Below are 22,791 nucleotides of genomic sequence, written 5' to 3'. Positions count from 1 at the left end.
GGATGTCGCCCCCCGATTCCGAAATGATCTCGCCCCCTCGTTCCGAGATTTAATCGCCCCCTGATTCCGAAATGATGCCGCCCCCTTGGAGGGGTGTATGGGCGTGGTGCTCTGCTGGTGAAATGTTCCTTCTTTTGGGTTGTCCAGGAGAAGGAATGAAATGCCTGCGGAGAGATTGGCGATGCGGCGTGTCCGCGAGATTTTGAGATATCGATTTGAAGAGGGCCTTGGCCACAAGGCGATCTCGTACAGGGTCGGGGCTGCGCCCTCGACTGTGCGCGAAACGCTTCGTCGCGCGGAGACCGCCGGGCTGGTTTGGCCGCTTGGCGATGAGATCACCGACGCGGTCCTGGAAGCCGCGCTCTACAAGGCAAACGGGACGAAGACAGGGCACCGTCGCAGCGTGGAGCCGGATTGGGCTCATGTGCACCGCGAGCTGAAGCGCAAGCATGTGACGCTGCAGATCCTGTGGGACGAATACATCGCTCGCCACCCCGATGGTTACCGCTATAGCCGCTTTTGTGATCTATACCGGGGCTGGGCATCCAACCTGCCAGTAACGATGCGGCAGAACCATGCCGCCGGCGACAAGCTCTTCGTCGACTATGCCGGCGATACGGTGACGGTGATCGTCGACCGGCTGAGGGGCAAGACGCGCCAGGCGCATCTGTTCGTGGCCGTGTTGGGCGCTTCGAGCCTATCTTACGCGGAGGCGCGCTGGAGTGAGACACTTCCGGACTGGCTGGGGTGTCACGTCAATGCACTGGAAGCGTTCGGCGGCGCGCCGGCTCTGTTGGTTCCAGACAATGCCAAGGTCGCCATCATCAAGGCCTGCCGCTACGACCCGCAGGTAAACCGCACCTATGCCGGCATGGCCGAGCATTATGGCAGTTCGGTGCTGCCGACCCGGCCACGGCGGCCACGCGACAAGGAGCAGGCATCACGATGCACCTTGTTGGAGTTGTTGAGCGACAATTAATCTGGGCGGACGACCACCATATCGACTGCCGGCGCCTTTTTCGAGTCTGACGTTGCCCGGCGGTTCGTATAAGTATCGATGGTTGGTTGCGTATCGATGGCGCTTGAGAATGCCCTTTCGCCCGAGTTGGTGAACGGTCGAGGCGCACACGCCGAGCTGCTGGGCTACTTCCTCGCCGGTCAGCATGCCGCTCTCCCGCAGCCGTTCGTACCGGTTCTTCAATCCATAGGTGCGGCGCACGAGCATGACCTTCTTCAGGGTGAAGGGTTCGCCGCACCAGTTGCGATGCCCGAGTTCATTGAGGCGGGCGGCGATCTGCTGGTCGTTGGCGGTCTCTAGCAGCTCATTCATCAACGCAACGATCTGTGCCGGCGTCTTGCGTATCACTGACATGGGCCGCGGTCTGGTCACGGACAGGCTCTGCGTGCGCCCGCCGCGCCAGCGGATATGGATGTTGACCTGCTCGTCGACGAGCAGCGTCACATCTTCGATGAGAAGGCCGAGCATGCGCTTGCGTTCGACGGCACCGGTGCGCTCGTCGTTCCAGATGCGCGGGAAATCGGCGGCCAGCGCCCTGATGCGCTTCTGCGCTGGCTCATCCAGCAGCGAGCGGTCGGCTTCGTTCTGGCGCTCGTGCTCGCGCTGGAGTGCGTCGAGGTCGCACAGCCGTGCGTTCCAGTCGGCTTCCAGCGCGTCGGCGACCAGGCGGTTATCCGGATCGACCTTCAGGTAGCGCCGGCGGGCCAGTTCAGCCTCGTAGCGGGCGCGTTGCAGCTGCGTGCCGCGCAGGGCCGCGGCCTGCTCCACGCGCTGGGTGATCTCCTGCTGCACGGCAAGCGCGACGTCGATCGCTGCCGGCGCCATCGCCTCCAGCAGGAGCGCGCTCACCGCGTCGTCGACTGGAGCGCCGCGCACCCATTGGCAATGTTTGCCGGCGTGCCGCACGACGGCTTCGTTGCAGACATAATACGGGCGCAGCCGCCCCTCGAATGGCTCGTAATGGACGCGCATACGTGCACCGCAGCGACCGCACAGCAGCCGTCCCTGCAACAGACCGCTGCCCTGGCGAGGCATGCGTCCACGCAGGCCGGGTGAAAAGCCGGTGGCGTTCTGTTCCAGGGTAGTCTGATTGCGCTCGTACTCGGCCCAGGAAATGTAGCCCTCGTGGGCTTCGGGTATAAGCACCTGCCAATCGGATCTCGCCACGCGCAGCTGCACGGACTTGAGCTTGGCATTGTAGGCGGTGCGCGTGCGCCCATAGGCGAATGCGCCGGCATATCGCGGGTTGTGCAGAATCTGGAGCACGCGGGAATGGTCTATCTCGCTCCACAGGACGTCGCCCTTGCCGATGCCGCGACGGATACGCCGGGGAAAGAGGATCTTCTCGCCGCGCAGGCGGCGCACGACGGCGCAGGCCGAGCCGGTCTCGCGGAAGGTATCGAACAGGAGCCGCACCGTGTTCTGGATCTGTCGGTCGGGATCGAGCACGACCCGCGCGTCAGGGGTGTAGACCAGTCCGATCGGCAACGGCATCTCGAGCTCGCCGCGGCGCGCCTTGTTGAGAATGCCGCCTTGCAGCCGAGACTTGAGGATGTGCAGTTCGGCCTCGCTCATCGTGCCCTTCAGCCCGAGCAGCATGCGATCGTTGAAATAGGCCGGATCGTAGACGCCGTCCTCGTCCATGATGAGCGTGCGCGACAGGGCGGCCAGCTCAAGGAGACGGTGCCAGTCGGCATTGTTGCGTGCCAGGCGCGACACTTCCAGCCCCAGCACGATCCCTGCATGCCCCATCGCCACTTCACTCACCAGGTGCTGGAAGCCGTCGCGGTCGTGCGACTGCGCGCCGGAGAGGCCGAGGTCGCTATCGATGACGTGGACACGTTCGATCGGCCAGCCCAGCGCCACTGCGCGATCGCGCAGGGCGTATTGCCGCTTGGTGCTCTCGGTGTTCTCGAACACCTGACGGAGAGAGGACTGACGCACGTAGAGGAATGCATCACGCCGCAGATGGTCGGCGCCAACCTTCATGGCGATGTCAGTAGACATGATTGCCTCGCGTCTCTGCTGCCAGCACCATGTTGGCGAGCATGTGCACGAGCTGGCGATCGTGCACGGCCGCCGAAGCCGTGGGCGGCGGTTCGGGCCGCCGATGCATCGACGGGGAAGGCTGAGGGGCCGCGATCAGCACCGCCAGCCCTTGCCAAAAGCCATGAAAAACGATGGCGCCCATGTCCTTGACGCAGGCCTGACCGCATAGGACGGCGGCGCGCAGCGTCTCATAGAAATCCTTGCAGCCGTGCGGCAGCATCGGGGTGCGCGCATGGGGTTCACCGTTTTTTTTACGGGCCATCGCGCGTTCGATGCTGCGGGGATGGACGCTGATACCGAGTGTCGAATGCAGCAGCTGCGCCAGGGATCGCGCCTGCAGCGGAGCACCCGTGTGCTGGTTCTGCTCGATGAGCTGCATAACTTCGTCGGTGAGCTTGTGGGCCGACTTTGGTCCACGCGTGCGCGGCAGCAGGCCGGCAATGCCCTCGCGTTCAAACGCGGCCTCGGCCTGATAGTAGGTGGGCCGCGACAGACCGAAAAGCGCGGCGGCATCGGCTTTGTTGACGCCATCCTCATGGACGTGACGCAGCACCTCGTACTTCACCTGCACGAGATCGAGAGGATCGAAGAAGCTGGATTCACGAAACCAGGGGGCGCGGACGGCTTCGGGGCGCGTGTTGAGCGCTCCGAGCTGGCGCAGTCGATCGCGTTTGGTCTGGTTGGGCATGGTATATCCCCTTGCTTATGTGTAAATAAAATTACGCCTCGATAGAGAGGGTGTCAATCTAATGGAGGCAGCTGCCATACCGGTCCAACCCGGACAATGCGAGTAAAACCGGCGACTGGAACGGCGGTGAATCCGGCATGCGGCGGCATAATTAGGTTGACACATGCGGCATAAATTGCCTGACACGTGTTCAGCCGCCATGGCTGCGCTCGATTTGCCCGATCAACGCCGCCAGGGTTGCCAGATCACATGGACGCACGAACGACCGACCGGCCGCGACCTGAATGAAAACATCGGGTTCAGCGACGTCCGTCCATGACGCAAGCAGCGAGCGAAGTCGTCCCGCCGCGTCGTAGAACATGACGCGGTCCTCGCCCCAGTTCTGCTTGCGGGTCGACAGCACGAAGCGCTGGCCGCGCCATGGATGGAACGGGTGCGTGATCTCGAACTCTATACGCGCTCGAGTGTCAGCACGAACTGCAGTCCTGGACTTGAAAGAAAGCCAAGGTCGAGGCGGCGGTGCGGATTGTCGAGCGCTGGCTTCTCGGCCGCCTGCGCCATCGTGTCTTTTACAGCCTGGCCGAGGTCAACGCGGCGATCGGCGAGTTGCTTGCCGATCTGAACGATCGCCGCGTGCTACGCCGTGTCGGCTGCACGCGGCGACAACTGTTCGACGAGATCGACCGGCCCACACTCAAGCCGCTGCCGGCTGAGCGTTACGTCTTTGCTGAATGGCGCATTCGGCGCGCCGGCCTCGACTACCATGTCGAGATCGACCGGCACTATTACTCGGTGCCATACCGCTTTGCGCGGGAGCAGGTCGAGGCGCGCATCACGGCGACCACCATCGAGCTGTTCCGCAAGGGCGAGAGGATCGCCGCCCATCTGCGCTCCAGCGGCAATGGACGGCACACGACGGTGTCGGATCACATGCCTTCATCGCACCGCCGCTTTGCCGACTGGACGATCGAGAGGATCAACCGGGAAGCTTCCGCGATCGGCCCGGATGCGGCCTTGCTGTGCCAGAAGATACTGGCGGATCGGCCGCATCCCGAACAAGGCTTCCGCGCCTGTCTTGGCGTCATCCGGCTCGTCAAGGGCTTCGGTCGCGAGCGCGTCAACGCCGCCTGCGGCCGGGCGCTGGAGATCAACGCCAGGACTTATGGCTCAGTCCGCTCAATCCTCGACAATCACCTCGACCGGGCATCGTCGCGCCAGGCGACGGCTCGCGAGCCCATCGACCACCCCAATATCCGCGGTTCCCGCTATTACCACTGAAGGAGAATGACATGCTTGCACATCCCACCCTCGACCGGCTCAACGCCATGGGCCTGACCGGAATGGCCAAGGCATTCAATGAACTGGCCGCCAATGCCGAGGCCGAACAGCTATCGCATGGCGAATGGCTGGCGCTGTTGCTCGACCGGGAATGGAGCTGGCGCTACGATCGCAAACTCGGCGCCCGCCTGCGCTTTGCCAAGCTGCGCCATCAGGCCGCCCCTGAGGATGTGGACTATCGCGGTGAGCGTGGCCTCGATCGAGCCTTGTTCCTCAAGCTCATCGCGGGCGACTGGATCGATGCCCACGACAATCTGGCCATCTGCGGCCCATCAGGGGTTGGCAAGAGTTGGTTGGCCTGCGCGCTCGGGCATAAGGCCTGCCGGGACGACCGGTCCGTTCTCTATCAGCGTGTCCCACGCCTGTTCGCCAACCTGGCGCTCGCCAGAGGCGATGGTCGCTACGCACGCCTGCAACGCACGCTCGCCCGCGTCCAATTGCTGATCCTTGATGATTGGGGCCTTGAACCACTCGACGATCAGGCCCGGCACGATCTCCTCGAAATCCTCGAGGATCGCTACGGCCGCCGCTCCACCATCATCACCAGCCAACTGCCCGTGTCAGCATGGCATGACGTCATCGGAAATCCGACTTATGCCGACGCCATCCTGGATCGCCTCGTTCACAACGCTCATCGCATCGATCTGACGGGCGAAAGCCTGCGGCGAAAGCAGCCGCAAAAAGCTTGACACCTGACGCATACGAAATGACAACAATCAACGCCAGCAGAGCCCTAGCCCCAGGGGGCGAGATCATATCGGATCCGGGGGCGCAATCATATCGGAACAAAGGGGCGGCTTCGTCGGAATCGGCACGCCGGTCTCATCGGAGGCGATGACCTTGGCCCGGCGCAACGCCGCGACGGCCTTGTCGCACTCGGCCGCGAACGCGCCCTGCGCACGGCGCAACATGTTCATCAGTCCGCCCTGGCTAATGGTGAGACCGAAAAGGTTCGCGAACGCGCCCTGCAGCCGCTCGTAGGACAGGGCCTGGAAAGTCTTGAGATAGGTCGCTACGGCGTGCACGCGTGGCCCGAACGGCGTCCCCTTCGCCGCATCTGGCACAGCCGCGACGACCAGCGTGCCGCAGGACGGGCAACGGACTGCTAGACGCCGATGGCGCTCAATCAAAGGCCTGATCGCGGGAAGCTCAATCTTGTCGTGCTCGCTGACGGTTTCGGCAGCAAGATCGCTCGACAGGCTGGCGCGGCAGCAAAGGCATTGGTCTGGATGATGATCGATGATGCGATCGGCATCCTCATGTCAATGGGCACCGAAGTTTCCGCAAAAGTGGGCATCCAATTTTCCCTATCTGGCGGGTGAAGGTTTCGGTGATCAGCCGGCGTCTTGATCGGTCGATTTCAGTCCTGCTGGGCGGCCACGCTTTTTCGGCGGTGGCGGCGGATTGATGAGCGCTTTGGAGCGAACATGCTCGGGAACAAGATCAGCGTGCTGGCGCAATCGGTAGCTCGAGCCTTCGATCTGCACGACGACGGCATGGTGAAGAAGTCTGTCGAGCAATGCTGTTGCGACAACAGGATCACCAAAAACTTCGCCCCATTCTGCAAAGCCGCGATTGGAGGTGAGTATCATGGCACCCTTCTCGTAACGGGCATTGACGAGCTGGAAGAAGAGATTGCCGCCGCCGGGCACGACCGGGAGATAGCCGATTTCGTCGACGACCAGCAGGGATGCGCGGCATAGATAGCGGATACGCTCGCGCAACTGCCCCTCGCGCTCGGCCTTGGCCAGCGAGGCGATAATGTCGGCGAGCGTGGAGAAGTAGACGCTCTTTGCGGCCTTGACGGCTTCGACGGCGAGCGCGGTCGCCAGATGGCTCTTGCCGGTGCCGGGCGGGCCGAGAAGATGGACTACCTCCGCCCGCTCGATGAACTTCAGTTCGGCCAGCGCCATGATGCGGTTCCGATCGAGCGATGGCTGGAAAGCGAAGTCGAAGCCGGCGAGCGTCTTGATGGTGGTCAGGCGCGCCATCATCAGAGCAGCCTTGATGCGCCGACTTTCGCGCAGAGTTAGTTCTTCCACCAGAAGTTCGTCGAAGGCCTGGATGCCATCGATCTCGCCCTGCTCGATGCGCCGCAGGGTCGCGTCAAGCGCTTCGAGCGCCCGTGGCATGCGCAGCCCGACCAGGCTCTTCCTGATGCTGTCGATCGTGGATGCGTGCATGGTCATGACCGGCTCCCCGCGACGGCCAGTCGCTCGGCGACGGCCTGATAGAAGTCGAGCGAGCGCCGGGCGACATGATCGCCGAGGCGGCCGACGATGATATCCGGGGCGGTCTTCCTCGCCGCGTGGCGAGCTAACCCCTGACGATGAGCAGGATCGATCCGATATTGGCGGCGCCCCTCGAGCACAGGATGGCTGGCGACCAGCCTGCCTTCGTCCAGGATGCGGATGCAGTCGGCAAGCTGGTGAACCTCGACAAGGCGCCGGGTGCGATCGGGAACGCTATAGTAGTTGCCGCCGATCGAGACGAGACCATCATGGCTGACGCGACGCTCCAGCTTGAGAAGCGCGTCGAAGGGAACTGCCGGGAGAGGTTGAAGTTCCGGCTGCTCTGCCGCGAAGGCTTCGCTGACGATGCGTTGCGTGGTGCCGTGCAGGCGAGCATTGGCGACGGTGTCGAGCCAATCTTGCAATTGCTCATTCAGGTCGTCGAGATTGCGGAAGCTGCGGGCCAGGAAGAAGTCCTCGCGGATATAGCGGAATGGTCGCTCGACTTTGCCCTTGGTTTTGGCGCGATACGGCCGGCAGGCTCTGGGCTGGAAGCCAAAGTGCTTGGCCAGCGCCAGCAGCGAGCGATTGTAGATGATGTGGCCTTCGTTATCTTCGCCGGTGACCGCCGTCTTCATCCTGTCGTAGAGGATCTCGATCGGTACTCCTCCAATGGCGTCGAACGCCTGCATATGACAGCGCAGCAGCGTTTGCAGGTCCTGGTGCATGACGTAGCGGGCGAAGATGTAGCGCGAGTGGCCAAGCACGAGCGAGAACAGCCAGACGATGCGCGTCACGCCCGGCGCGTCGGTGAACTCGGTGACGAAGCGCGCGAAGTCAATCTGTGCTTGATATCCGGCCGGAGTCTCGAACCGCACCTCGAAGGGACGCACCTGCTCCTGCGGTCGGATTGCGGCCACGAAGCGCTTCACGGCGGTGTAGGCGCCGTCATAGCCGCGCTCACGAATCTCGCGCGTCAGGCGCACGGCGCTCAGATCGGGAAAGGCCGAGACCCGTTCGCGCAGATAGTCGACAAAGGGCATGATCTTGTTTGGCCGCCCCGCCTGTCGCGGGCCATAGGCGGGAAGTTCGAGCCCGCGCTCGATGTATTTGCGGACCGTCTTGGGATCGCGGCCCGTTCGCCGGGCGATTGCGGTCACGGACAGGCCCTGACGGTGTAGATCCAATATCATCAGAAGTTCTCCAAGTTGGACCACCAGCGCCGCTCCGATTCCGATCAAATCGGGACGGACTATCAACGCCGGAGCGAAAGCCGCCAGTTCCGGGACGCGTCCCGGAACTGGCGGCAGCAGCGCCAACTAGTTCACCTTGGCAGAGATTTGAACGCATTGATCACCGGGTCAGAGGCTTTCCTGCCCAAGTCCATTTGAACGGCTTTGCCATGGTCTTGTTGAAATGGTTGATGAAGCGCTCGATGCGGTCTTTGAGAGCGGCCTTCGAGGTGAAGGAGGCGCGGCGAAGCACCTTGCGCACCAAGATTGAGAACCAGATTTCGATCTGATTGAGCCAGGAAGCGTGTTTTGGTGTGAAATGGAAAGTAATGCGATGGCTTTTGTCGCTGAGGAACGTGGCGCGGCTGGCCTTTGTTGCCAGGACGCCGTCGCGCCCTTTGCGGCCGAGCGTTGCTTGGTCAATGCCGCACTGAGCGGCCACCAGCCGCACGACGCCTTCCGACTTGTGGGTGTCCAGATTGTCGCAAACGACACGCCAGCCCATGGTTTTGGGTGCCGTGGCAACCAGGGCCTTGAGAAAGGTCACGAACTCAGCCTCGCTGCGGCTATCGGCGACCGTGCCGATAACCTGTCCTGTCGCGACGTCGAATGCGGCAATCAGGGCCTGCGTACCATGACGGATGTATTCGAACTCGCGTCGCTCGACCCGGCCAGGCGTCATCGGCAGGGACGGTGCGATCCGCTCCAGCGCCTGGATGCCGCTCATCTCGTCGATCGAGACAGTCCGTATCGTTTCCTTGGCGGCGATGGCGCTGTGATAAACGGCGCACACATCGACGCATTTGGCCTCGAATTCGGGATCAGGTTTGGGCGTGAGCCAAGGCCGCACGAGATGCGGCTTGAGGTCGGATTCTTTTTAAAAAGCGCCCCACCGAACGGGGCGAGATGGAGCCGATGATGCCGCGGCGTACCGCCTCGCGGGCCAGGTCACTGGCACTCCACTGGCTGAGCGGCACCCCGCAGTCCTCGGGCCGTTCGCAGGCCAGCGCCACGATCGCGCAGATCTGTTCTGGGGTGATCCGCGCCGGCGCCCCCGAGCGCGGCGCATCCTGGAGCCGTTCCACAACGGGTGTGCCGGGGCTGGCAGCCAGCCAGCGTGCGCGCCACTGGCTGACGCCCTTGCGCCACACGCCGATTCGCTCGGCCGTCTCGCCAACTCCCAACCCGTCAGCCGCCAGCACGATCATGCGTGCGCGTAACGCCAGGTGCTGGGGCGTTGAACGCCGGCGGATCAAGCCTTCCAACTTGCAACGCTCCTCGACACTCAGAACAATCGGCAAAGGACGACCTGCCATGCTCTTCTCCTCAAGGTTCCGAATCACCTCAAGTGAATCACAACACGACACCCGCCAAAACCCGCGAGTCACAACTTCAGCCAAGGTGTACTAGGGAATTTTCGATGCCCACAATCAGGGAATATTCATCGCCCGATGACATCCTCACTCATGGCGCGGCTGTGACCTTCATGACCCGCCTTGGCGCCGCCAGGCTTTGCCCTGTCCCGACGCGCCTTGCGATCGCTCGAAGGTGGCTTGGACGACGTGCGTGATGTCTTCTCTGGCCGCTGCATCCGCAGCACCAAATCGATCAACTCTTCCTTCGTCAGACGCTGCAAATCAGTGCGATCCATATCCCCATAGATTCAGGGATTCTTGCCCCTGACAAGGGCCTGAGTAATTACGATGGGCGTCCCATGACGCCGCGTCCTCGAACCCGGACGGCTCGCGCCCGGCATGCAGAAGATCCGTCGTGATCACCGGCAGCCCGCGCTCCAGCATGTAGGCGCGTGAGGCGGCATTCAGGACCCACCGGGCCGACCCGCCGTGCAGGAGCTGCAGGAAGTTCAGCCGGCTCTTCGACTTGGTGGTCGTGAACACGGCGAACCGGTCATTGCCGATTTGCGTACACACGCCATTGACCGCGCCATGGCGGGCCCCGGTGTCGTCGACGCTGACCCAACCGGCCGAAGCGAGCCCGGCCGTCAGAACCTGCTTCGCTTCGGCGACGAAGGTGTCGATCTTGCTGGTCAGGATCCGCACGACCTGGCGCTTGGAGATCGACACGCCGAAGTCGCGCAGCAACGCGACGATCCGCTCCACGGTCGATTGACCCTGGTGATAAAGCGACAGCACCAGACGCCGAAGCTCCAAACCGAAGTGCCCGTCGACCCCGTCCGGCAGCGGAGCGACGACGATCCGGCCATCCGGCAAACGCCAGCGGTCCCGATGATAGCGGACCACCCGCACCCCGATCGTCAGATCCTGCACCACGAAGCTTGTCCGCCCCACAAACCGCGAGCCCGCTGGCGGCTCATAACAAAGACGGCGCTCTTCAGTGACGATCGCCCGGCTCGAGCCACGCCGCTTCGGACCCGTTGCCGCAGGCGAGCTCCGCTTGGAGACTGCTCCATCCCGCTCGGCTTCAGCGTCGGGCGCGGCGGTAGACCTTTCAGACGCCGGATCTCATCCTTCAGAGCCGCATTCTCGGCGCGAAGCCCGGCGACCTCTGCCCGCAACTGCAGGATCATGTCGAGCAGGTCCGCAGGGGTCGGCGTTCGAGAATCTGGTGGCTCCGCCATGGCCTGACAGAATCACGCCGCCCGCCAAACCGACACCCACTCTAACCCGATACACCCGAGTCATAACGCCGCGTCCGCCACCGGTTTTGCCCCGGTTACGGAATGAAGCGTGCGGAGCTCGAGCGCCGTTTTCACCCGATCGTCGGCATGGCAATCCGGCTCCATGTTTCCATGGAGGCCCGTTCGAAGTTTGCGATACTGGGCTGAGGTGAAAGGTTGCGCGGATAGTGGAAGAGATTTGCTATCGGTCGGTGGATGGAAACGAAGCGCTGACATTGCCGGCTCGACTTGAACCGCTTCATCGTCCGTTCCCGTCTTCGAACGGCAAGATGAGAATTCTCCGCCCTGTTGTTCAACCCTTTGTGGGATCGATGTTCCACGCCGGGCATGAGTTCGTTCTTTGCCGCGCCATATGAACGAAGCTTGTCTGTAATCATGACCGTGGCGCGATGCCCTGTTGCTTGAGCAGCTTTCGCAGCAGCCTCAGCGCAGCTTTACGGCCTCTTCGGCTTTGCACAAGGGCGTCGAGAACATGGCCGTTTGCATCGACCGCTCGCCACAGCCAGTGTTTCCTGCCCTTGATGGAAACGACCATCCCATCGAGGTGCCATTTGCCGGCTCCGAACTTGGCTGCCCATTCACCCACGGTCTGGAGAGGGAGACCGCGATGTCGCGTACGGCGAGAATGTCCTCGACATGGCGAAGGCTGAGCGGAAAGCGGAAGTGGAGCCACACCGCATGGCTGATGATTTCAGCCGGAAAGCGATGGCGCTTGTAAAGATGACTGGCGGGGTCGGCAGGACGTTCGGCCATGGCGCGGCCTACGACGCCGACCTTCACGCCGAGTTAAGGCCACGGTACCCATCCAGTTCCATTGGCCACATCACACGACCTGGCTGCCGAGCAGACCTTATGGGCGCGAATACCTTGCGGGCCAGCCGGACGGCTACTGCTATAGCCAATCTGGCCACACGCGAATCTGAGAATCTGAGGGCCAGCTTTGTACTGAGCGACTTCCGCGATGCCACCGCGAGGAGCAACTCCGCCGACCGGCTGTTCAAACTGCCGATCGGTATGGCGCGCGGGGCACTTTTGGCCAAATCGACACCAAAGATTACCAATGAAACATAATACAACATTACAACTGGAACCAATCAATATTTGACACAACTCCAAACGATTGGCAAAAAACCAACACAGAACACAAGCATAAAAAGGCTGTTGAACAAATTGCCACCGATATGATCAGCAAAATATAATTATCGCGCACATATCAATAGCGCCTACAGGTATAGGGAATGTCTCGCATGTGCTCCAGTCCATCTATTGTATTAAATAGTAACAAGTTGCTCGCGAAAGTGGCAATCGTGATCTCGACGCAAGCCATTGTCTTAAGTGGGCAGGGCGCTGCCGTCGCCAATGCTGCAATGTTTGAGCAAAACGACCATGGGGCGCTCATCGAAGTAAGAAAAGGCGCCACCGGCCTCGCTGCGCCGCACGAAAAGCCTCATTCGGCGCAGTTCAATTTCGATGCCGAGGCCGAAGCTGTCCCGGCCGAGCGGGGCCAGGCTCCGGTCTCCTACGCGAGTCTGAATGATCTGTCGCTGGCTGCGGGCACGGCAATCGCCAGCGAGGCAAATTCTGTACTGGAATTTACAGGCGCGTCGACCGATAGAGCTGTTGAAGCCGCCTTCCGTCATCCCTCCTCCATGTCATCGGCACGTGCGACCAAACGCGCGCGAAATCTTCTGTCGAGGCGGCTCAGTTTGCTCTCTCTTCCGATTGCGCACAGCATGGCAAAAGACCTCACCCATGATCAGAGGAATATGTACTGGCTTGCCGCCGAGTTTGGACGGCGATTTGCTTCGAGGCCAGGCGTACGCAAATCAAGCTTAAACCAGTCAATGTTTGTTGATCTCTTCACGGCGATGATTCAGCGGGAGAGCAACTTCAACCCTCGCGCGGTTTCGTCGGCTGGTGCAGTCGGGCTCGGCCAGCTAATGCCGCGTACCGCATTGGATCTCGATGTGAAGAATCCGTTCTCGGCGCAGCAAAATCTCGAGGGCGCCGCCACATACTTGACAGAAATGCTCGATGAGTTCGGCTCCTTTGAACTTGCCCTCGCTGCCTATAACGCCGGGCCTGCAGCTGTGCGCAAACATGGCGGCATTCCGCCCTATCGGGAGACCCGGCAATATGTGTCGGACATCCTTCACGCTGTCAGTGTCGAGCCGCACAATATCGCAGTTCAAATCGCGAGAGCGGGCAACGATGCGCCGCCCCACCTGCTTTCGCTAGTGACAGATGCCGATGAACGTCCCGGTGGCGCGGCGCAACGCATTTTTCAGACTGTCTTGCAGCGGCCTACGTCGGCCAGAAAGAGCTCGGTCGTTGGCCCATTAAAGCCAACAAAAAATATCAAGAAAGAATCAAAGCGCAAACCACGATCGCGTTTGCGAGGAACTTCAAGGGCATCCAAAGTGCATCATTAACGGTCGTCTGTACAGCAAATTAGGAACGGAAGACCTGCAGAAAGGACGAACAGAATGTCGACCCCAAAGCGTACAATTAACATTCTTACGAAAATCTCTGTCGAGACACTTAAAAATCTAACCAAGAGCGTCGGGCGGCGGTTGCCCGTTGCGTCTGCGGCAGCGTTGTTGACGATTATTTTTGTTACGCCGAGTGCTGCTCAGGATTTCAATGGTGTGACAACATTCCTTCAGGCAATTGTGGAAGCGATAACCGGGCCAATCGGTGTTTCAATCTCTGCCTTGGCCGTCATCGCCGTTGGCTTCTCTTTTATGACTGGTCGCATGGACTGGACCTTCGCAGTCTCAATCGTCATGGGCATCGCGATCGTGTTTGGCGGCGCAAGTTTCGTCCAGGGCCTAACCGCACGCTAATCCGGCTCGGCGCGGATGCTGTAAAATTTACCTCGCGAGCCATTCAGAGGAGTATAGACCATTCAACGCACAACGCTTTTCATAGGCTTGACGCGCGAAGTCGCCTTTGCGGGATTGCCGGTCATGTATCTGGTTGTCCTCATAGGCGTCGTAATGCTCGGTTTCATCATCACCAAATCATTCCTCTATCTGGTGATTGTGGGAAGTGTTGGCTACGCCACTTTGCGTACCCTAGCCGCCTATGATCCAAAGATCATCGACGTTTTTATCGCAACCGTGCAAAGCACGCGCATGAGCCCGGCACTGTTGAAAGGTGAAGGACTAGTATATCATGCATAAGTTACTTGCTAATGTGACGACGCACCGATCCGCTCACGAACGCGAACAACTTGCAGTCAATCTGCCATATGTCAGCATCGTGGACGATGGCACCCTCATGTTACGTGATGGCGATCTAATGGCCGCTTTCGCTGCCGAAGGGGTCAATGCCGACACGATCGATTGCCGGCATACGATTGAGTTGAGTAACGCATTCTCACGTTTCATTGCACAGCAACGCGGTGACGTTGGATATTATGTCCATCGCATCTCTGCGGAAACCCGACCCACGATGCGACAGATCAAAGGAGATCCTTTCAACGAGGAGATTGATCAGCGCTGGCGAAATTATCTTGAGACTATTGGGCTGCGCGACCGGGTTACGATGGTTACTATTGTGATCCGACCGCCGAAGAGGCTGGCCAAACTACTCAATGTGTTTGGCAACAAGGAGGTCTACAGTCGTGAAGAGGTCACTGCGCGCGCAGTTCGCCTCGATCAGATGATTAACACCTGCATGGTTAGCGTAAGTGTGGCAAAGCCTCGTCGGCTAACCGTCTCGGATGGTGAGTGGCTTAGTTTGTTGCGTACCGCGATCGACGGATCAAGTGGGCGACTCGTTGCTGGCCAAAAGTTCGTCCCCGTCGCTGACCTCTTGGCGAGTTCGACGGTCACGTTCCGCGGCAAGGTCTTCGAATGCGACAACCCCAACCCAAGTCTCAAACGCTACGGAACCATCATATCGGTAAAGGACTACCCTACCGAAACTTATCCCGGCATTCTCGACAGGCTTAGCCTGCCTTACGATACCGTGGTCTCTCAGAGCTTTACGCCGATCGACAATATTGCCGCCCAAGCTAAAATCGCTCGTGTGCGCAAGCGGATGAAGGCGGCGGAGGATGCGGCTATCTCTTTGATGGCGCAACTGGAAGAGGCCGAGGACGATATTGCATCCGGCCGCGTCGCCTTTGGCGACCACCATTGCAGCATCGCTGTATTTTGCGAGACTCAGGAGGAGCTTGAGGCAGCCATGGCTTACGTCACGCGCGCCATGCAAGACGCGGGTTCTGCAATTGTTCGCGAGAACTTCTCTGCCCGCGCAGTTTATTTCGCTCAACATCCGGGTAATTTCAGCTATCGCACACGAGCGGAAATGATCTCCTCGCAGAATTTTGCAGAACTTTGCGCCATGCACGGCTTGCCGAAAGGCAATCCACCGGAGCTATGCCCTTGGGGCGACTGCGTAACAATATTGCCCACAGCACGTGGCGAGACGTTCCGCTTCAGCTTCCATTTGCCGGGCAAGCCAGGTCAGCGCACGGTCGGCCATACGCTTGTGCTTGGCCAAACCGGGTCTGGCAAGACGCTTGGTACTGCTTTTCTGCTCAGTCAGGCCCATCGGCTTGGCGCTCGGATCATAGTCTTTGACAAGGATAATGGTTTCGAGATGGCGATCCGCGCCATGGGCGGAACCTACTCCGCCGTGCGTATGGGGCAGGAAACGGGCTTCAACCCTATGCGAGCCGAGGCAGATAGCCGCGGCGCGGCCTGGTTGTCCGATTGGCTTTCCGCATTGGCTGACAACGAGGGCGGACGGCTAAATCCGTTGCAACTTCAGGCACTCCATGATGCCGCTCAGGCAAACGCAACGGCTGACCTCCGCCTACAGAATTTCGCGCAGTTCCGCAGCCAGCTGCGTGCGACCGACGATGATGGTGACCTTTATAACCGACTTGGCCGCTGGGACGAGACCGGTCAATTCGGCTGGCTGTTTGGGGGTAAGAGTATCGATTCGCTCGCTTTCGATAGTCGGATCACCGCTTTTGACCTCACGGAAATTTTCGACAACGACACCATCCGCACCGCGTGGCTGAGCTATGTCTTTCGACGCGTGGAGCGGCTCGTAGAAGACGAGGCTCCAACACTGCTGGTTCTTGACGAAGCCTGGAAGCTGCTCGACGACGAATATTTTCAACTGCGCCTGAAGGATTGGATGCTAACGATGCGCAAAAACAATGTTGCGGTCGTTCTCCTGACTCAACGTGTGTCCCACATCACCAACAGCGCTGCGGGCGATGCCATACTGGAGAGCGCCGTCACGCGTCTGGTCTACCCAAGTTCCTACAACACTGAAGCCGAACTCGCGCCGCTCAATCTAACGCCGACGGAAAGCGCTTTCCTTCGGATAAGCAACGTGGACAACCATTTGGTGCTGTTGAAATCGGGCGGCGACAGCGTCGTTCTTGATTTCGCCCTCGGAGCGATCGGTAAGGGTATCGAGATCTTGGGGGGTGGGCGAGGGGGGAAAGCGCACGCAGGATGGCGTGACAGGCCAAACTTTCAAATGGAGATGCTGCAATGAAGATCCCTCTGATTTTTCTCACAATGATCCTAGCCCCCCTTACTGCCTGCCAGGCCGTTCCCGCAGTGCGCAAGAACAATTGTGTCTGCGCCTGGGATACACTTGAGCTCCAAACCGAAGGAGTCGTGTCATGAGAGCTGCTTTCCAGTCTGTCATTGTGTCTGGTATTTTGCTTGCGGCCGCCGGCTCGCTGGTGCGGGAGGCTAGGGCCCAGGAAAGCCAGATCACGCCTGCTCCCCTGCCGTCTATTGGAGTGCTCCCAGACGCTCCGGACGGCGCCCAGGTAACCTTCGACAAGAACGCTGTCGAGTTGCTGACGTACGTGGTGGAAATGTGCCGGCTGTTAGGCGGTGGGATGAACCAGCTCGTAGCATCCGCGCGGACAGCGGAGCATCTGCTAATTGAGAACCGAGACGTGGGCAAAGCGCAGCTTTCTTCCATTTCAGGTCCGAAGCGCTTCCCGGTGAACAATGGCAAGGCTGACGTCGCGGCCCGTGAAGGAGGGCCGGGTTTGCGGGAAATGGTTGACGATGCTTTGAATGGCCGCGGAGGTGGCCCGGGAGGCATTCAGGCGGCCCTCACCAAATTTCGAGCTCGCTATCACTTGGATCAGGCATTTGCGCTGCACAACGACCAACGCCTCAGTAAGGTCATTATCGCGAATGGATCGGCTCAGGGCGCTGTCGCTGCCTCTACTGCGGAGGAATCCTACAAACGTGCCAACGCCAGCATGGGGAGAATAAATGGCTATATCGCCGCGCTCGAAAACAGCAACGACTTAAAAAGCAGCGTTGACATCAACACACGCGTGATGATCGAAATCGTGCAGCAGCTCAATGAAACACTGCGCACCCAAGCGGCGATCGCATCGCTGGCAGGATCGTACTTCATGGCATTAGGTGCCGACTCCGCCGAGCCGGATGCCATCCGCGATCTTCTAGATTTTAACAGGTAATGCGCCGTGGGTGTGATTTCAAACATTACTCGCACACTCGACAAGACGCTTGTCGACTATGCGCAAGTAGTTTTCCAAGGAGTTGCTGAGCCGATTAGGGAGTTGCTCGGCGCCATGGCGTTGGTCTCGTTGTTGTTTATCGCGATAAATCACATAATCCAATTCAGAACGATAAATTACTCCGTGTATTTACATTGGGCTCTGCGATATATACTGATATATTCATTTGCAACAATGTGGGTGAATTTTGAAGGCATTTATTCAATGCTTATTGATGTGCCAAATAATTACGCAAGCATTATGATGCATGCCGCGAAAGTGCCAATCAAGAACGTTGATCCCGCCCTTCTCGATCCTAAGCGGATATCGGACACATCTTCAGCGATGGATGAGTTCGCCCATGCGGTCCTGCACCTATCTGGTAGATACATAACGGATTTTTCGATCTGGCACGTTGGAAAGTCATTTCGGAACGTGTTTATTGGTGTGTTATTCATAATCGTTGGCGGCTTTTTTATCGCCGCATGCGCGTTTATTGTAATGATGGCCAAAATTGGGTTCGCCGTGTCGATCAGCCTAGCGCCTCTGGCTATCATCATGCTGATGATGCCTCAAACGAGTCAGTATTTCGAGAGTTGGACCCGCTTCACGGTTGGCTTCGTGGTCCTCCCGCTGCTGACCGCGACCCTTATGGCTATTGTGCTGTATGTCGCCGCTGACGTCTATGTGGCATCCCGCGGTAATGATTTCGCCTTCATTTTTATCATCATGGCGGCGACGGCTCTCCTGTTCATGATCCCGACCATGGCAAGTTCCCTGGCCTCTGTGTCGGTGGCGGCTGTAGGCGCCGGCGCGGCCTCTGGCGCGGCCTCTGCCGCAGCTCACATGGCCTGGGGTGCCGCAAAGAAAGTGCACGGCGGCAGCCAACGATCGCGAGACGGCGTAAGTGTGGCAAGCGCCGCACGTGAAGCTGGAGCCGAGCCGGCGGCGGCAGCATGGTCGGCAGTCAGTGCGATGCGCCAAAGCGCCCATATCCGGCAGCAGCGTCGCGATGAGCGTCTCGCTCGTTGCATGAGCGGCCTGTCGTCATCGAAATCAAATGCTACGAGAGATCCTCAGATGGCTGTTCCGATTCATCCTCTCGCTCAATACGGCAACCGAACTGTATCTCCCGAACAAGACCGCTGACCCGCAACGGAATCGGTAACGCAAACCGAATAGGAGAGACGTGTGTCTGAACAAGAAATACAGCACGCATTTGAAGACGAAGTTTTTTTTAGCCTTCGCGAACAGCGCAACAACTGCGCAAGGATCGCAGTCGCTGCCACTGCCGCCAGTCTCTTGTCCCTGGTGGCACTAATAGTCATGCTGCCGCTCAAACAAACTAAGCCCTATGTAGTGATGGTAGACAAGACCACCGGCGAGGCTGAAAAGATCGTCGAGGTGCAGCCCACCTCGCTCCAAGAGCAGGAGGCTGTCCTTCAGGCGGAACTCGTTTCCTATGTCGTCGACCGGGAAACCTTCGATCCAGCCGACAACAGCACCCGCATCCCTGACGTCATGGCGCGCTCATCCGACAGTGCCGCGCAAACCCTAGCGCAAACCTGGCGTTCGGAGTCAGAGCAATATCCGCCCACACTCTACGGCAAGGACGTTCGCGTGCGTGTTGTGGTCAAATCTGTCTCTCTGACCCCGAGGGGGCGCAACCCATCGGATGTCGCGCGTGTGCGCATTACCAAATACCGTGAAGAAAAGGGGCGAGACGCAGTTGAGCGAAGTTTCCTTGCTACAATTGGCTATCAGTTCAAGCCTCGACAAAAGGCGACCTTGGAGGCGGTGTGGAAAAATCCGCTTGGGTTCAACGTCTTGTTCTATCGGATCGATGCGGAAACGGCCGGCTGAGAATTAGCAAAAAGACAAAGCGATAATGTGTAAATCTATCTATGTTTCCTTGATTTCTGTTGTGCTGTCAGTAAATTCGGCGGTGGCTGAGCAGTCGCCTGTCGGGTTTGCATCAGACCTGCGGATAAAACGCTACGTGTACGATGAGAGGAACGTATACAAACTTAATCTATACTTGAAATCAGTAACCGCTATTCAGTTCGCTGAAGGGGAAAATGTCGAATCGATTCTCATCGGAGATAGCGCCTCCTGGGAGGTGATCAAGCTGAAGAGAGGCAATGTGATCAGCCTGAAGCCTATTATCGAAAAAGCGCTCACGAATATGACGGTCTATTCTGACCAACGCGTCTATACATTTGAGATACGTTCGGTCGGCCAGATAAGCGCGGGGATGGCGGCAGGCGCCGACCAGGCATTCCGGACCGTCTTCACCTATCCTCAGGAGTTCAAGACATTGGGCAATAGCCGTGCCGCAGTCGCTCCAGCAAATCACGGCTATGTGGTTTCGGGTGACGCGGGGTTTCGCCCGTTGGCCGTGACAGACAATACATTGCAGACGACTTTCGTCCTGCCCAAGGGTGCGCCCCAACCGGCAATTTTTAAGGTTGGTCGTGACCGGGAGGAAAAGCTGGTCAATTCACGCAGTAAAGGCGATCGCATCATCGTGGACGGAACCAGCGACTACTGGGTGATGAGAATCGGCAATGACACTGTCTGCGTAGGTAAAGCAAGCGTTGTGCACTCGGCAAAACCACGGTGGAGAGGGTTGGGACATGACAGATGACTCGCCCGACATCGGCCATCGACAGGATCCCGGCGGAGCGGAGACAGCGGCGGACGCGCCTGTCGATCCTGAACGCGAAAAACTGCTTAAAAGACGTCGAGCCCGGCAAACGGGTAAATCTAAGCGCGGCAGAGGCCGTGAGCTCTTTGTTGCCGCCGCGCTGCTCGCCAGCGCCATAGCGTTCGGGACGGCGCTCGGCCCGATGCAAATGGCGGCGATTCTCGGCTTGCATGATGACGATGAGCAGAAGGCGTCGCAGGTTGATCTGGAAGTTGATCGCTTGACCAAGGACAGCCCAGCACTTGATTTTTCTGTTCCTGAGGCGCAACCAAAAGCGATCGAACCAAAGGCTGACGAGATAGACAAGAGATTCGATGAACTAAGAAAGAAAATCGATCAAGTAGTCAGCGATAAGAAACAGACTAACATGTCGGCCGCCGACGTGCAAGAATTACTTGAACGCTATGGCGAACAAATGGTGCAAAGGCTTCGCTCGGAGCGGGATAAGATAGAGGTTGAAAATGCGCGTTTGCGGGGGGAAGCCTTGCGACTGGAAGAGGAGCGCAAAGGCTCCGAGGAGGCTGCTAAGCTCAACGCTGAAAATCATCGACAATTCCAAGAAATCGATACTAAACAAAGGGAATCGAATAGTGTTGTCATGGATGAATCCAGGGCGAGCTCCGCGTCAGTCGATGGTGTCTCACAACGTCCCCAAGGCCGGGGTGCGAACGACCGGTCCCTTGCAGCTGGTACCGCCTCCGAAGCAGCAACCTCTGTGTCTCGCACTCTCCCTGATCCGTCGCGTATGGTCGCCCAGGGCACGATGATCTCCGCCGTACTTGAAACGGCTATTAATACGGAACTGCCAGGAAATATTCGCGCGCAGGTTATCGAACCGGTATTCTCCTTCGACGGATCTCGCATTCTGCTGCCAGCAGGGACAAGATTGATTGGCACCTTCGGGAACAGAGACGATATTGAGCAAGAGCGCGTGTTAATCGGATGGGATCGGGCTCTCACTCCCGATGGCAAGTCGATCGCGCTCGGCTCCACAGGTACGGACCTGCTTGGTCGCGCCGGCACCGAAGGAAACGTGGATAACCACTACGCCAAGAAGATAGGTGCGGCTGTCCTCATCAGCACCATCAGCGCATTGCCTTCTATTATTCCCACAATGACAGGCAGCAGCAAATCCTCCAGAGATGGTGGCGCGACGATCACTATTGAAGGTGGGGGAATGGGTGACACCAATCGAGATGGCCAAGTCACGTCTAACGTTGCCAGAACACTCAGCGACCAAAGTGAGGGTATCTTGAACAAGTACCTGTCCCTCCCTCCTGTCCTTCGTGTCCCGCAGGGCGAGGAAATTCACGTCTTTGTCAATCGGGATCTCATTATTCGATGACTGATCAACAGTGTAAAAATAGCATTTCATACGTTGAACAGTATTTGAGCCAACTCAGAGACTATTTGGTAGATGACAATATCAATGAGGTGGCAATCAATCCTAATGGCTCCATCTTTATTGAGGAGGCCGATACGGTATACATGCGTGAGATCGGCGTGACCTTGCCGCCGCAGGCCATTAAGCGGCTTGGGGCACAGTTGGCCGGAGAGACCCGCAACACGCTTGGGGCACTTAATCCGATTGTCTCAGGCCGCGTTATGGTTTGGGGGAACCCGCAGCGCGTGCAGGTGGTCGTCGAACCTGCAATCGAACAAGGCGTATCGCTGTCGATTCGAAAATATCTGCTGCGGACTTCGGAAAGCGCAGATATTGACTACGTCGACGGACGACAGATCATGGTGGATGCTGTTCGGCACGAACGCCATCGGGCAATCGCCGATGCCGCCAAGGCTGGCGACCTGAAGAGTCTATTCCGACAGGCCGTTGACGAAAAATTCAATGTTCTGATTTCGGGCGGAACGTCGTCTGGCAAGACTACGGTGGCGCGCGCTTTACTGGCGATGGCAAACCCTGCCGAGCGGATCATCACCATAGAGGATGCGCAGGAGCTTCATCCACCCCACAAGAACCAAGTTGGACTAATCGCCGACCGTAAGGGGGAATCCGCTCGCAGCCCATCGAAACTTCTGGAGAGCTGTTTGCGAATGCGTCCCGACCGGATCATTCTCGGTGAAATCCGCGGCATTGAGGCTTATGACTTTCTTGAGGCGATAAATACCGGCCACCCCGGCGCGATAACAACTATACACGCCGATAGCCCCGAACTTGCTTTCGACAGACTGGCGCTCATGGTGATGCGCTCCGGTGTGCAGATGTCACATGGCGAGATAATCAATTATGCGAAAAAGACGATCGATTTGGTCATTCAGGTCGGCCGCCGCAACGGTAAGCGCGGTGTGCTGGAAATCAACCTGCCCTCGCAGAACTAGCATTACAGTTGC

At 58.9% G+C, this 22,791-nt stretch carries 21 protein-coding genes and 5 pseudogenes; 14 read left to right on the top strand and 12 right to left on the bottom strand.

Going from position 1 to position 22,791, the window contains the following annotated elements:
- Window positions 1-181 precede the first annotated feature (181 nt).
- Window positions 182-931: pseudogene (gene istA, locus RPG13_RS33935) on the top strand (IS21 family transposase); the annotation flags it as partial.
- Between the two features lie 9 nt (window positions 932-940).
- On the opposite strand, the gene RPG13_RS33930 reads toward istA (RPG13_RS33935), so the two are convergent.
- The 3 genes from RPG13_RS33930 to RPG13_RS33920 all read right to left on the bottom strand — a co-directional run bounded on the left by RPG13_RS33930 (window position 941) and on the right by RPG13_RS33920 (window position 4,158).
- Window positions 941-3,025 carry a recombinase family protein gene (locus RPG13_RS33930; protein WP_337127108.1) on the bottom strand — a complete coding sequence of 695 codons (2,085 nt, stop codon included), beginning with the start codon at window positions 3,023-3,025 and terminating at the stop codon, window positions 941-943.
- Window positions 3,015-3,755, bottom strand: coding sequence for a helix-turn-helix domain-containing protein (locus RPG13_RS33925; RefSeq protein WP_337127109.1), 741 nt, complete (start codon window positions 3,753-3,755; stop codon window positions 3,015-3,017). The genes RPG13_RS33930 and RPG13_RS33925 overlap by 11 nt, the downstream gene beginning before the upstream one ends.
- Window positions 3,756-3,945: 190 nt before the next feature.
- Complete coding sequence (locus RPG13_RS33920) at window positions 3,946-4,158, bottom strand: DUF5372 family protein (RefSeq protein WP_337127110.1); 213 nt, start codon at window positions 4,156-4,158, stop codon at window positions 3,946-3,948.
- A 95-nt stretch (window positions 4,159-4,253) separates the two neighbouring features.
- Between RPG13_RS33920 and RPG13_RS33915 the strand changes: the two are divergent.
- Window positions 4,254-5,033: pseudogene (locus RPG13_RS33915) on the top strand (Mu transposase domain-containing protein); the annotation flags it as partial.
- 11 nt (window positions 5,034-5,044) lie between these two features.
- The gene (istB, locus tag RPG13_RS33910) at window positions 5,045-5,782 is read left to right on the top strand and encodes an IS21-like element helper ATPase IstB (RefSeq protein WP_128178331.1); all 738 of its coding nucleotides are present in this window, start codon (window positions 5,045-5,047) and stop codon (window positions 5,780-5,782) included.
- A 117-nt stretch (window positions 5,783-5,899) separates the two neighbouring features.
- Here istB (RPG13_RS33910) and RPG13_RS33905 read toward each other — a convergent pair.
- From RPG13_RS33905 to RPG13_RS35085, 9 genes and pseudogenes are all read right to left on the bottom strand, one after another.
- Window positions 5,900-6,349: pseudogene (locus tag RPG13_RS33905) on the bottom strand (IS66 family transposase); the annotation flags it as partial.
- A gap of 78 nt (window positions 6,350-6,427) precedes the next feature.
- Window positions 6,428-7,282: an IS21-like element helper ATPase IstB gene (gene istB / locus RPG13_RS33900; RefSeq protein ID WP_128178009.1), complete on the bottom strand. Its 855-nt coding sequence runs from the start codon at window positions 7,280-7,282 to the stop codon at window positions 6,428-6,430.
- Window positions 7,279-8,541 carry an IS21 family transposase gene (istA, locus tag RPG13_RS33895; RefSeq protein WP_128178011.1) on the bottom strand — a complete coding sequence of 421 codons (1,263 nt, stop codon included), beginning with the start codon at window positions 8,539-8,541 and terminating at the stop codon, window positions 7,279-7,281. The genes istB (RPG13_RS33900) and istA (RPG13_RS33895) overlap by 4 nt, the downstream gene beginning before the upstream one ends.
- A 136-nt stretch (window positions 8,542-8,677) precedes the next feature.
- Complete coding sequence (locus RPG13_RS33890; protein ID WP_206622092.1) at window positions 8,678-9,406, bottom strand: transposase; 729 nt, start codon at window positions 9,404-9,406, stop codon at window positions 8,678-8,680.
- Window positions 9,378-9,872 (bottom strand): helix-turn-helix domain-containing protein, encoded by a 495-nt coding sequence (locus RPG13_RS33885; RefSeq protein WP_128178013.1) that lies wholly within the window; start codon window positions 9,870-9,872, stop codon window positions 9,378-9,380. The genes RPG13_RS33890 and RPG13_RS33885 overlap by 29 nt, the downstream gene beginning before the upstream one ends.
- 140 nt (window positions 9,873-10,012) lie before the next feature.
- Window positions 10,013-10,207 (bottom strand): annotated as a pseudogene (locus RPG13_RS33880) (IS66 family transposase); the annotation flags it as partial.
- Window positions 10,194-10,847, bottom strand: a complete 654-nt coding sequence (locus RPG13_RS33875; RefSeq protein ID WP_128178015.1) for a transposase — start codon at window positions 10,845-10,847, stop codon at window positions 10,194-10,196. The gene RPG13_RS33875 and the pseudogene RPG13_RS33880, both read right to left, overlap by 14 nt.
- Before the next feature lie 439 nt (window positions 10,848-11,286).
- Window positions 11,287-11,750: pseudogene (locus RPG13_RS33870) on the bottom strand (IS6 family transposase).
- Complete coding sequence (locus tag RPG13_RS35085; protein ID WP_353829351.1) at window positions 11,639-11,995, bottom strand: hypothetical protein; 357 nt, start codon at window positions 11,993-11,995, stop codon at window positions 11,639-11,641. The pseudogene RPG13_RS33870 and the gene RPG13_RS35085 overlap by 112 nt, the downstream one beginning before the upstream one ends.
- Here RPG13_RS35085 and RPG13_RS35080 point away from each other — a divergent pair.
- The 11 genes from RPG13_RS35080 to virB11 all read left to right on the top strand — a co-directional run bounded on the left by RPG13_RS35080 (window position 11,894) and on the right by virB11 (window position 22,779).
- On the top strand, window positions 11,894-12,286 hold the full coding sequence (locus RPG13_RS35080) for a hypothetical protein (protein ID WP_353682818.1): 393 nt from the start codon (window positions 11,894-11,896) through the stop codon (window positions 12,284-12,286). The genes RPG13_RS35085 and RPG13_RS35080 overlap by 102 nt on opposite strands.
- 176 nt (window positions 12,287-12,462) lie before the next feature.
- Window positions 12,463-13,647 (top strand): lytic transglycosylase domain-containing protein, encoded by a 1,185-nt coding sequence (locus tag RPG13_RS33860; protein ID WP_287181679.1) that lies wholly within the window; start codon window positions 12,463-12,465, stop codon window positions 13,645-13,647.
- A gap of 54 nt (window positions 13,648-13,701) precedes the next feature.
- Window positions 13,702-14,061: a TrbC/VirB2 family protein gene (locus tag RPG13_RS33855; RefSeq protein ID WP_128178019.1), complete on the top strand. Its 360-nt coding sequence runs from the start codon at window positions 13,702-13,704 to the stop codon at window positions 14,059-14,061.
- 123 nt (window positions 14,062-14,184) lie between these two features.
- Window positions 14,185-14,400 carry a VirB3 family type IV secretion system protein gene (locus tag RPG13_RS33850; protein WP_245486850.1) on the top strand — a complete coding sequence of 72 codons (216 nt, stop codon included), beginning with the start codon at window positions 14,185-14,187 and terminating at the stop codon, window positions 14,398-14,400.
- Window positions 14,393-16,741, top strand: a complete 2,349-nt coding sequence (locus RPG13_RS33845) for a helicase HerA domain-containing protein (RefSeq protein ID WP_128178022.1) — start codon at window positions 14,393-14,395, stop codon at window positions 16,739-16,741. The genes RPG13_RS33850 and RPG13_RS33845 overlap by 8 nt, the downstream gene beginning before the upstream one ends.
- Window positions 16,742-16,871: 130 nt before the next feature.
- Window positions 16,872-17,696, top strand: a complete 825-nt coding sequence (locus RPG13_RS33840) for a type IV secretion system protein (RefSeq protein WP_128178024.1) — start codon at window positions 16,872-16,874, stop codon at window positions 17,694-17,696.
- Between the two features lie 6 nt (window positions 17,697-17,702).
- Window positions 17,703-18,884, top strand: coding sequence for a type IV secretion system protein (locus RPG13_RS33835; RefSeq protein WP_128178026.1), 1,182 nt, complete (start codon window positions 17,703-17,705; stop codon window positions 18,882-18,884).
- Between the two features lie 42 nt (window positions 18,885-18,926).
- Window positions 18,927-19,598 (top strand): virB8 family protein, encoded by a 672-nt coding sequence (locus RPG13_RS33830; RefSeq protein ID WP_128178028.1) that lies wholly within the window; start codon window positions 18,927-18,929, stop codon window positions 19,596-19,598.
- A gap of 25 nt (window positions 19,599-19,623) precedes the next feature.
- Window positions 19,624-20,382 (top strand): TrbG/VirB9 family P-type conjugative transfer protein, encoded by a 759-nt coding sequence (locus RPG13_RS33825; RefSeq protein ID WP_128178030.1) that lies wholly within the window; start codon window positions 19,624-19,626, stop codon window positions 20,380-20,382.
- Window positions 20,372-21,787, top strand: coding sequence for a TrbI/VirB10 family protein (locus tag RPG13_RS33820; protein WP_287261545.1), 1,416 nt, complete (start codon window positions 20,372-20,374; stop codon window positions 21,785-21,787). The genes RPG13_RS33825 and RPG13_RS33820 overlap by 11 nt, the downstream gene beginning before the upstream one ends.
- Complete coding sequence (virB11, locus tag RPG13_RS33815) at window positions 21,784-22,779, top strand: P-type DNA transfer ATPase VirB11 (RefSeq protein ID WP_337127114.1); 996 nt, start codon at window positions 21,784-21,786, stop codon at window positions 22,777-22,779. The genes RPG13_RS33820 and virB11 overlap by 4 nt, the downstream gene beginning before the upstream one ends.
- Window positions 22,780-22,791 lie beyond the last annotated feature (12 nt).

The organism is Mesorhizobium sp. ISC15 (assembly GCF_037162615.1).
Lineage (GTDB): Bacteria > Pseudomonadota > Alphaproteobacteria > Rhizobiales > Rhizobiaceae > Mesorhizobium > Mesorhizobium mediterraneum.
The sequence above is the reverse complement of the archived record's forward strand: the minus strand, read 5'-3'. Positions and strand labels throughout refer to the sequence as shown.

Bases quoted from the DNA above. Each gene is read 5' to 3' on its own strand.
- RPG13_RS33860 (WP_287181679.1), top strand. From the start codon at position 12,463: ATGTGCTCCAGTCCATCTATTGTATTAAATAGTAACAAGTTGCTCGCG.
- RPG13_RS33855 (WP_128178019.1), top strand. From the start codon at position 13,702: ATGTCGACCCCAAAGCGTACAATTAACATTCTTACGAAAATCTCTGTC.
- RPG13_RS35080 (WP_353682818.1), top strand. From the start codon at position 11,894: ATGGCTGATGATTTCAGCCGGAAAGCGATGGCGCTTGTAAAGATGACT.
- RPG13_RS33825 (WP_128178030.1), top strand. From the start codon at position 19,624: ATGTGTAAATCTATCTATGTTTCCTTGATTTCTGTTGTGCTGTCAGTA.
- RPG13_RS33925 (WP_337127109.1), bottom strand. From the start codon at position 3,755: ATGCCCAACCAGACCAAACGCGATCGACTGCGCCAGCTCGGAGCGCTC.
- RPG13_RS33840 (WP_128178024.1), top strand. From the start codon at position 16,872: ATGAGAGCTGCTTTCCAGTCTGTCATTGTGTCTGGTATTTTGCTTGCG.
- istB (WP_128178009.1), bottom strand. From the start codon at position 7,282: ATGACCATGCACGCATCCACGATCGACAGCATCAGGAAGAGCCTGGTC.
- RPG13_RS33885 (WP_128178013.1), bottom strand. From the start codon at position 9,872: ATGGCAGGTCGTCCTTTGCCGATTGTTCTGAGTGTCGAGGAGCGTTGC.
- RPG13_RS33820 (WP_287261545.1), top strand. From the start codon at position 20,372: ATGACAGATGACTCGCCCGACATCGGCCATCGACAGGATCCCGGCGGA.
- virB11 (WP_337127114.1), top strand. From the start codon at position 21,784: ATGACTGATCAACAGTGTAAAAATAGCATTTCATACGTTGAACAGTAT.
- RPG13_RS33850 (WP_245486850.1), top strand. From the start codon at position 14,185: ATGTATCTGGTTGTCCTCATAGGCGTCGTAATGCTCGGTTTCATCATC.
- RPG13_RS33930 (WP_337127108.1), bottom strand. From the start codon at position 3,025: ATGTCTACTGACATCGCCATGAAGGTTGGCGCCGACCATCTGCGGCGT.
- istB (WP_128178331.1), top strand. From the start codon at position 5,045: ATGCTTGCACATCCCACCCTCGACCGGCTCAACGCCATGGGCCTGACC.
- RPG13_RS33845 (WP_128178022.1), top strand. From the start codon at position 14,393: ATGCATAAGTTACTTGCTAATGTGACGACGCACCGATCCGCTCACGAA.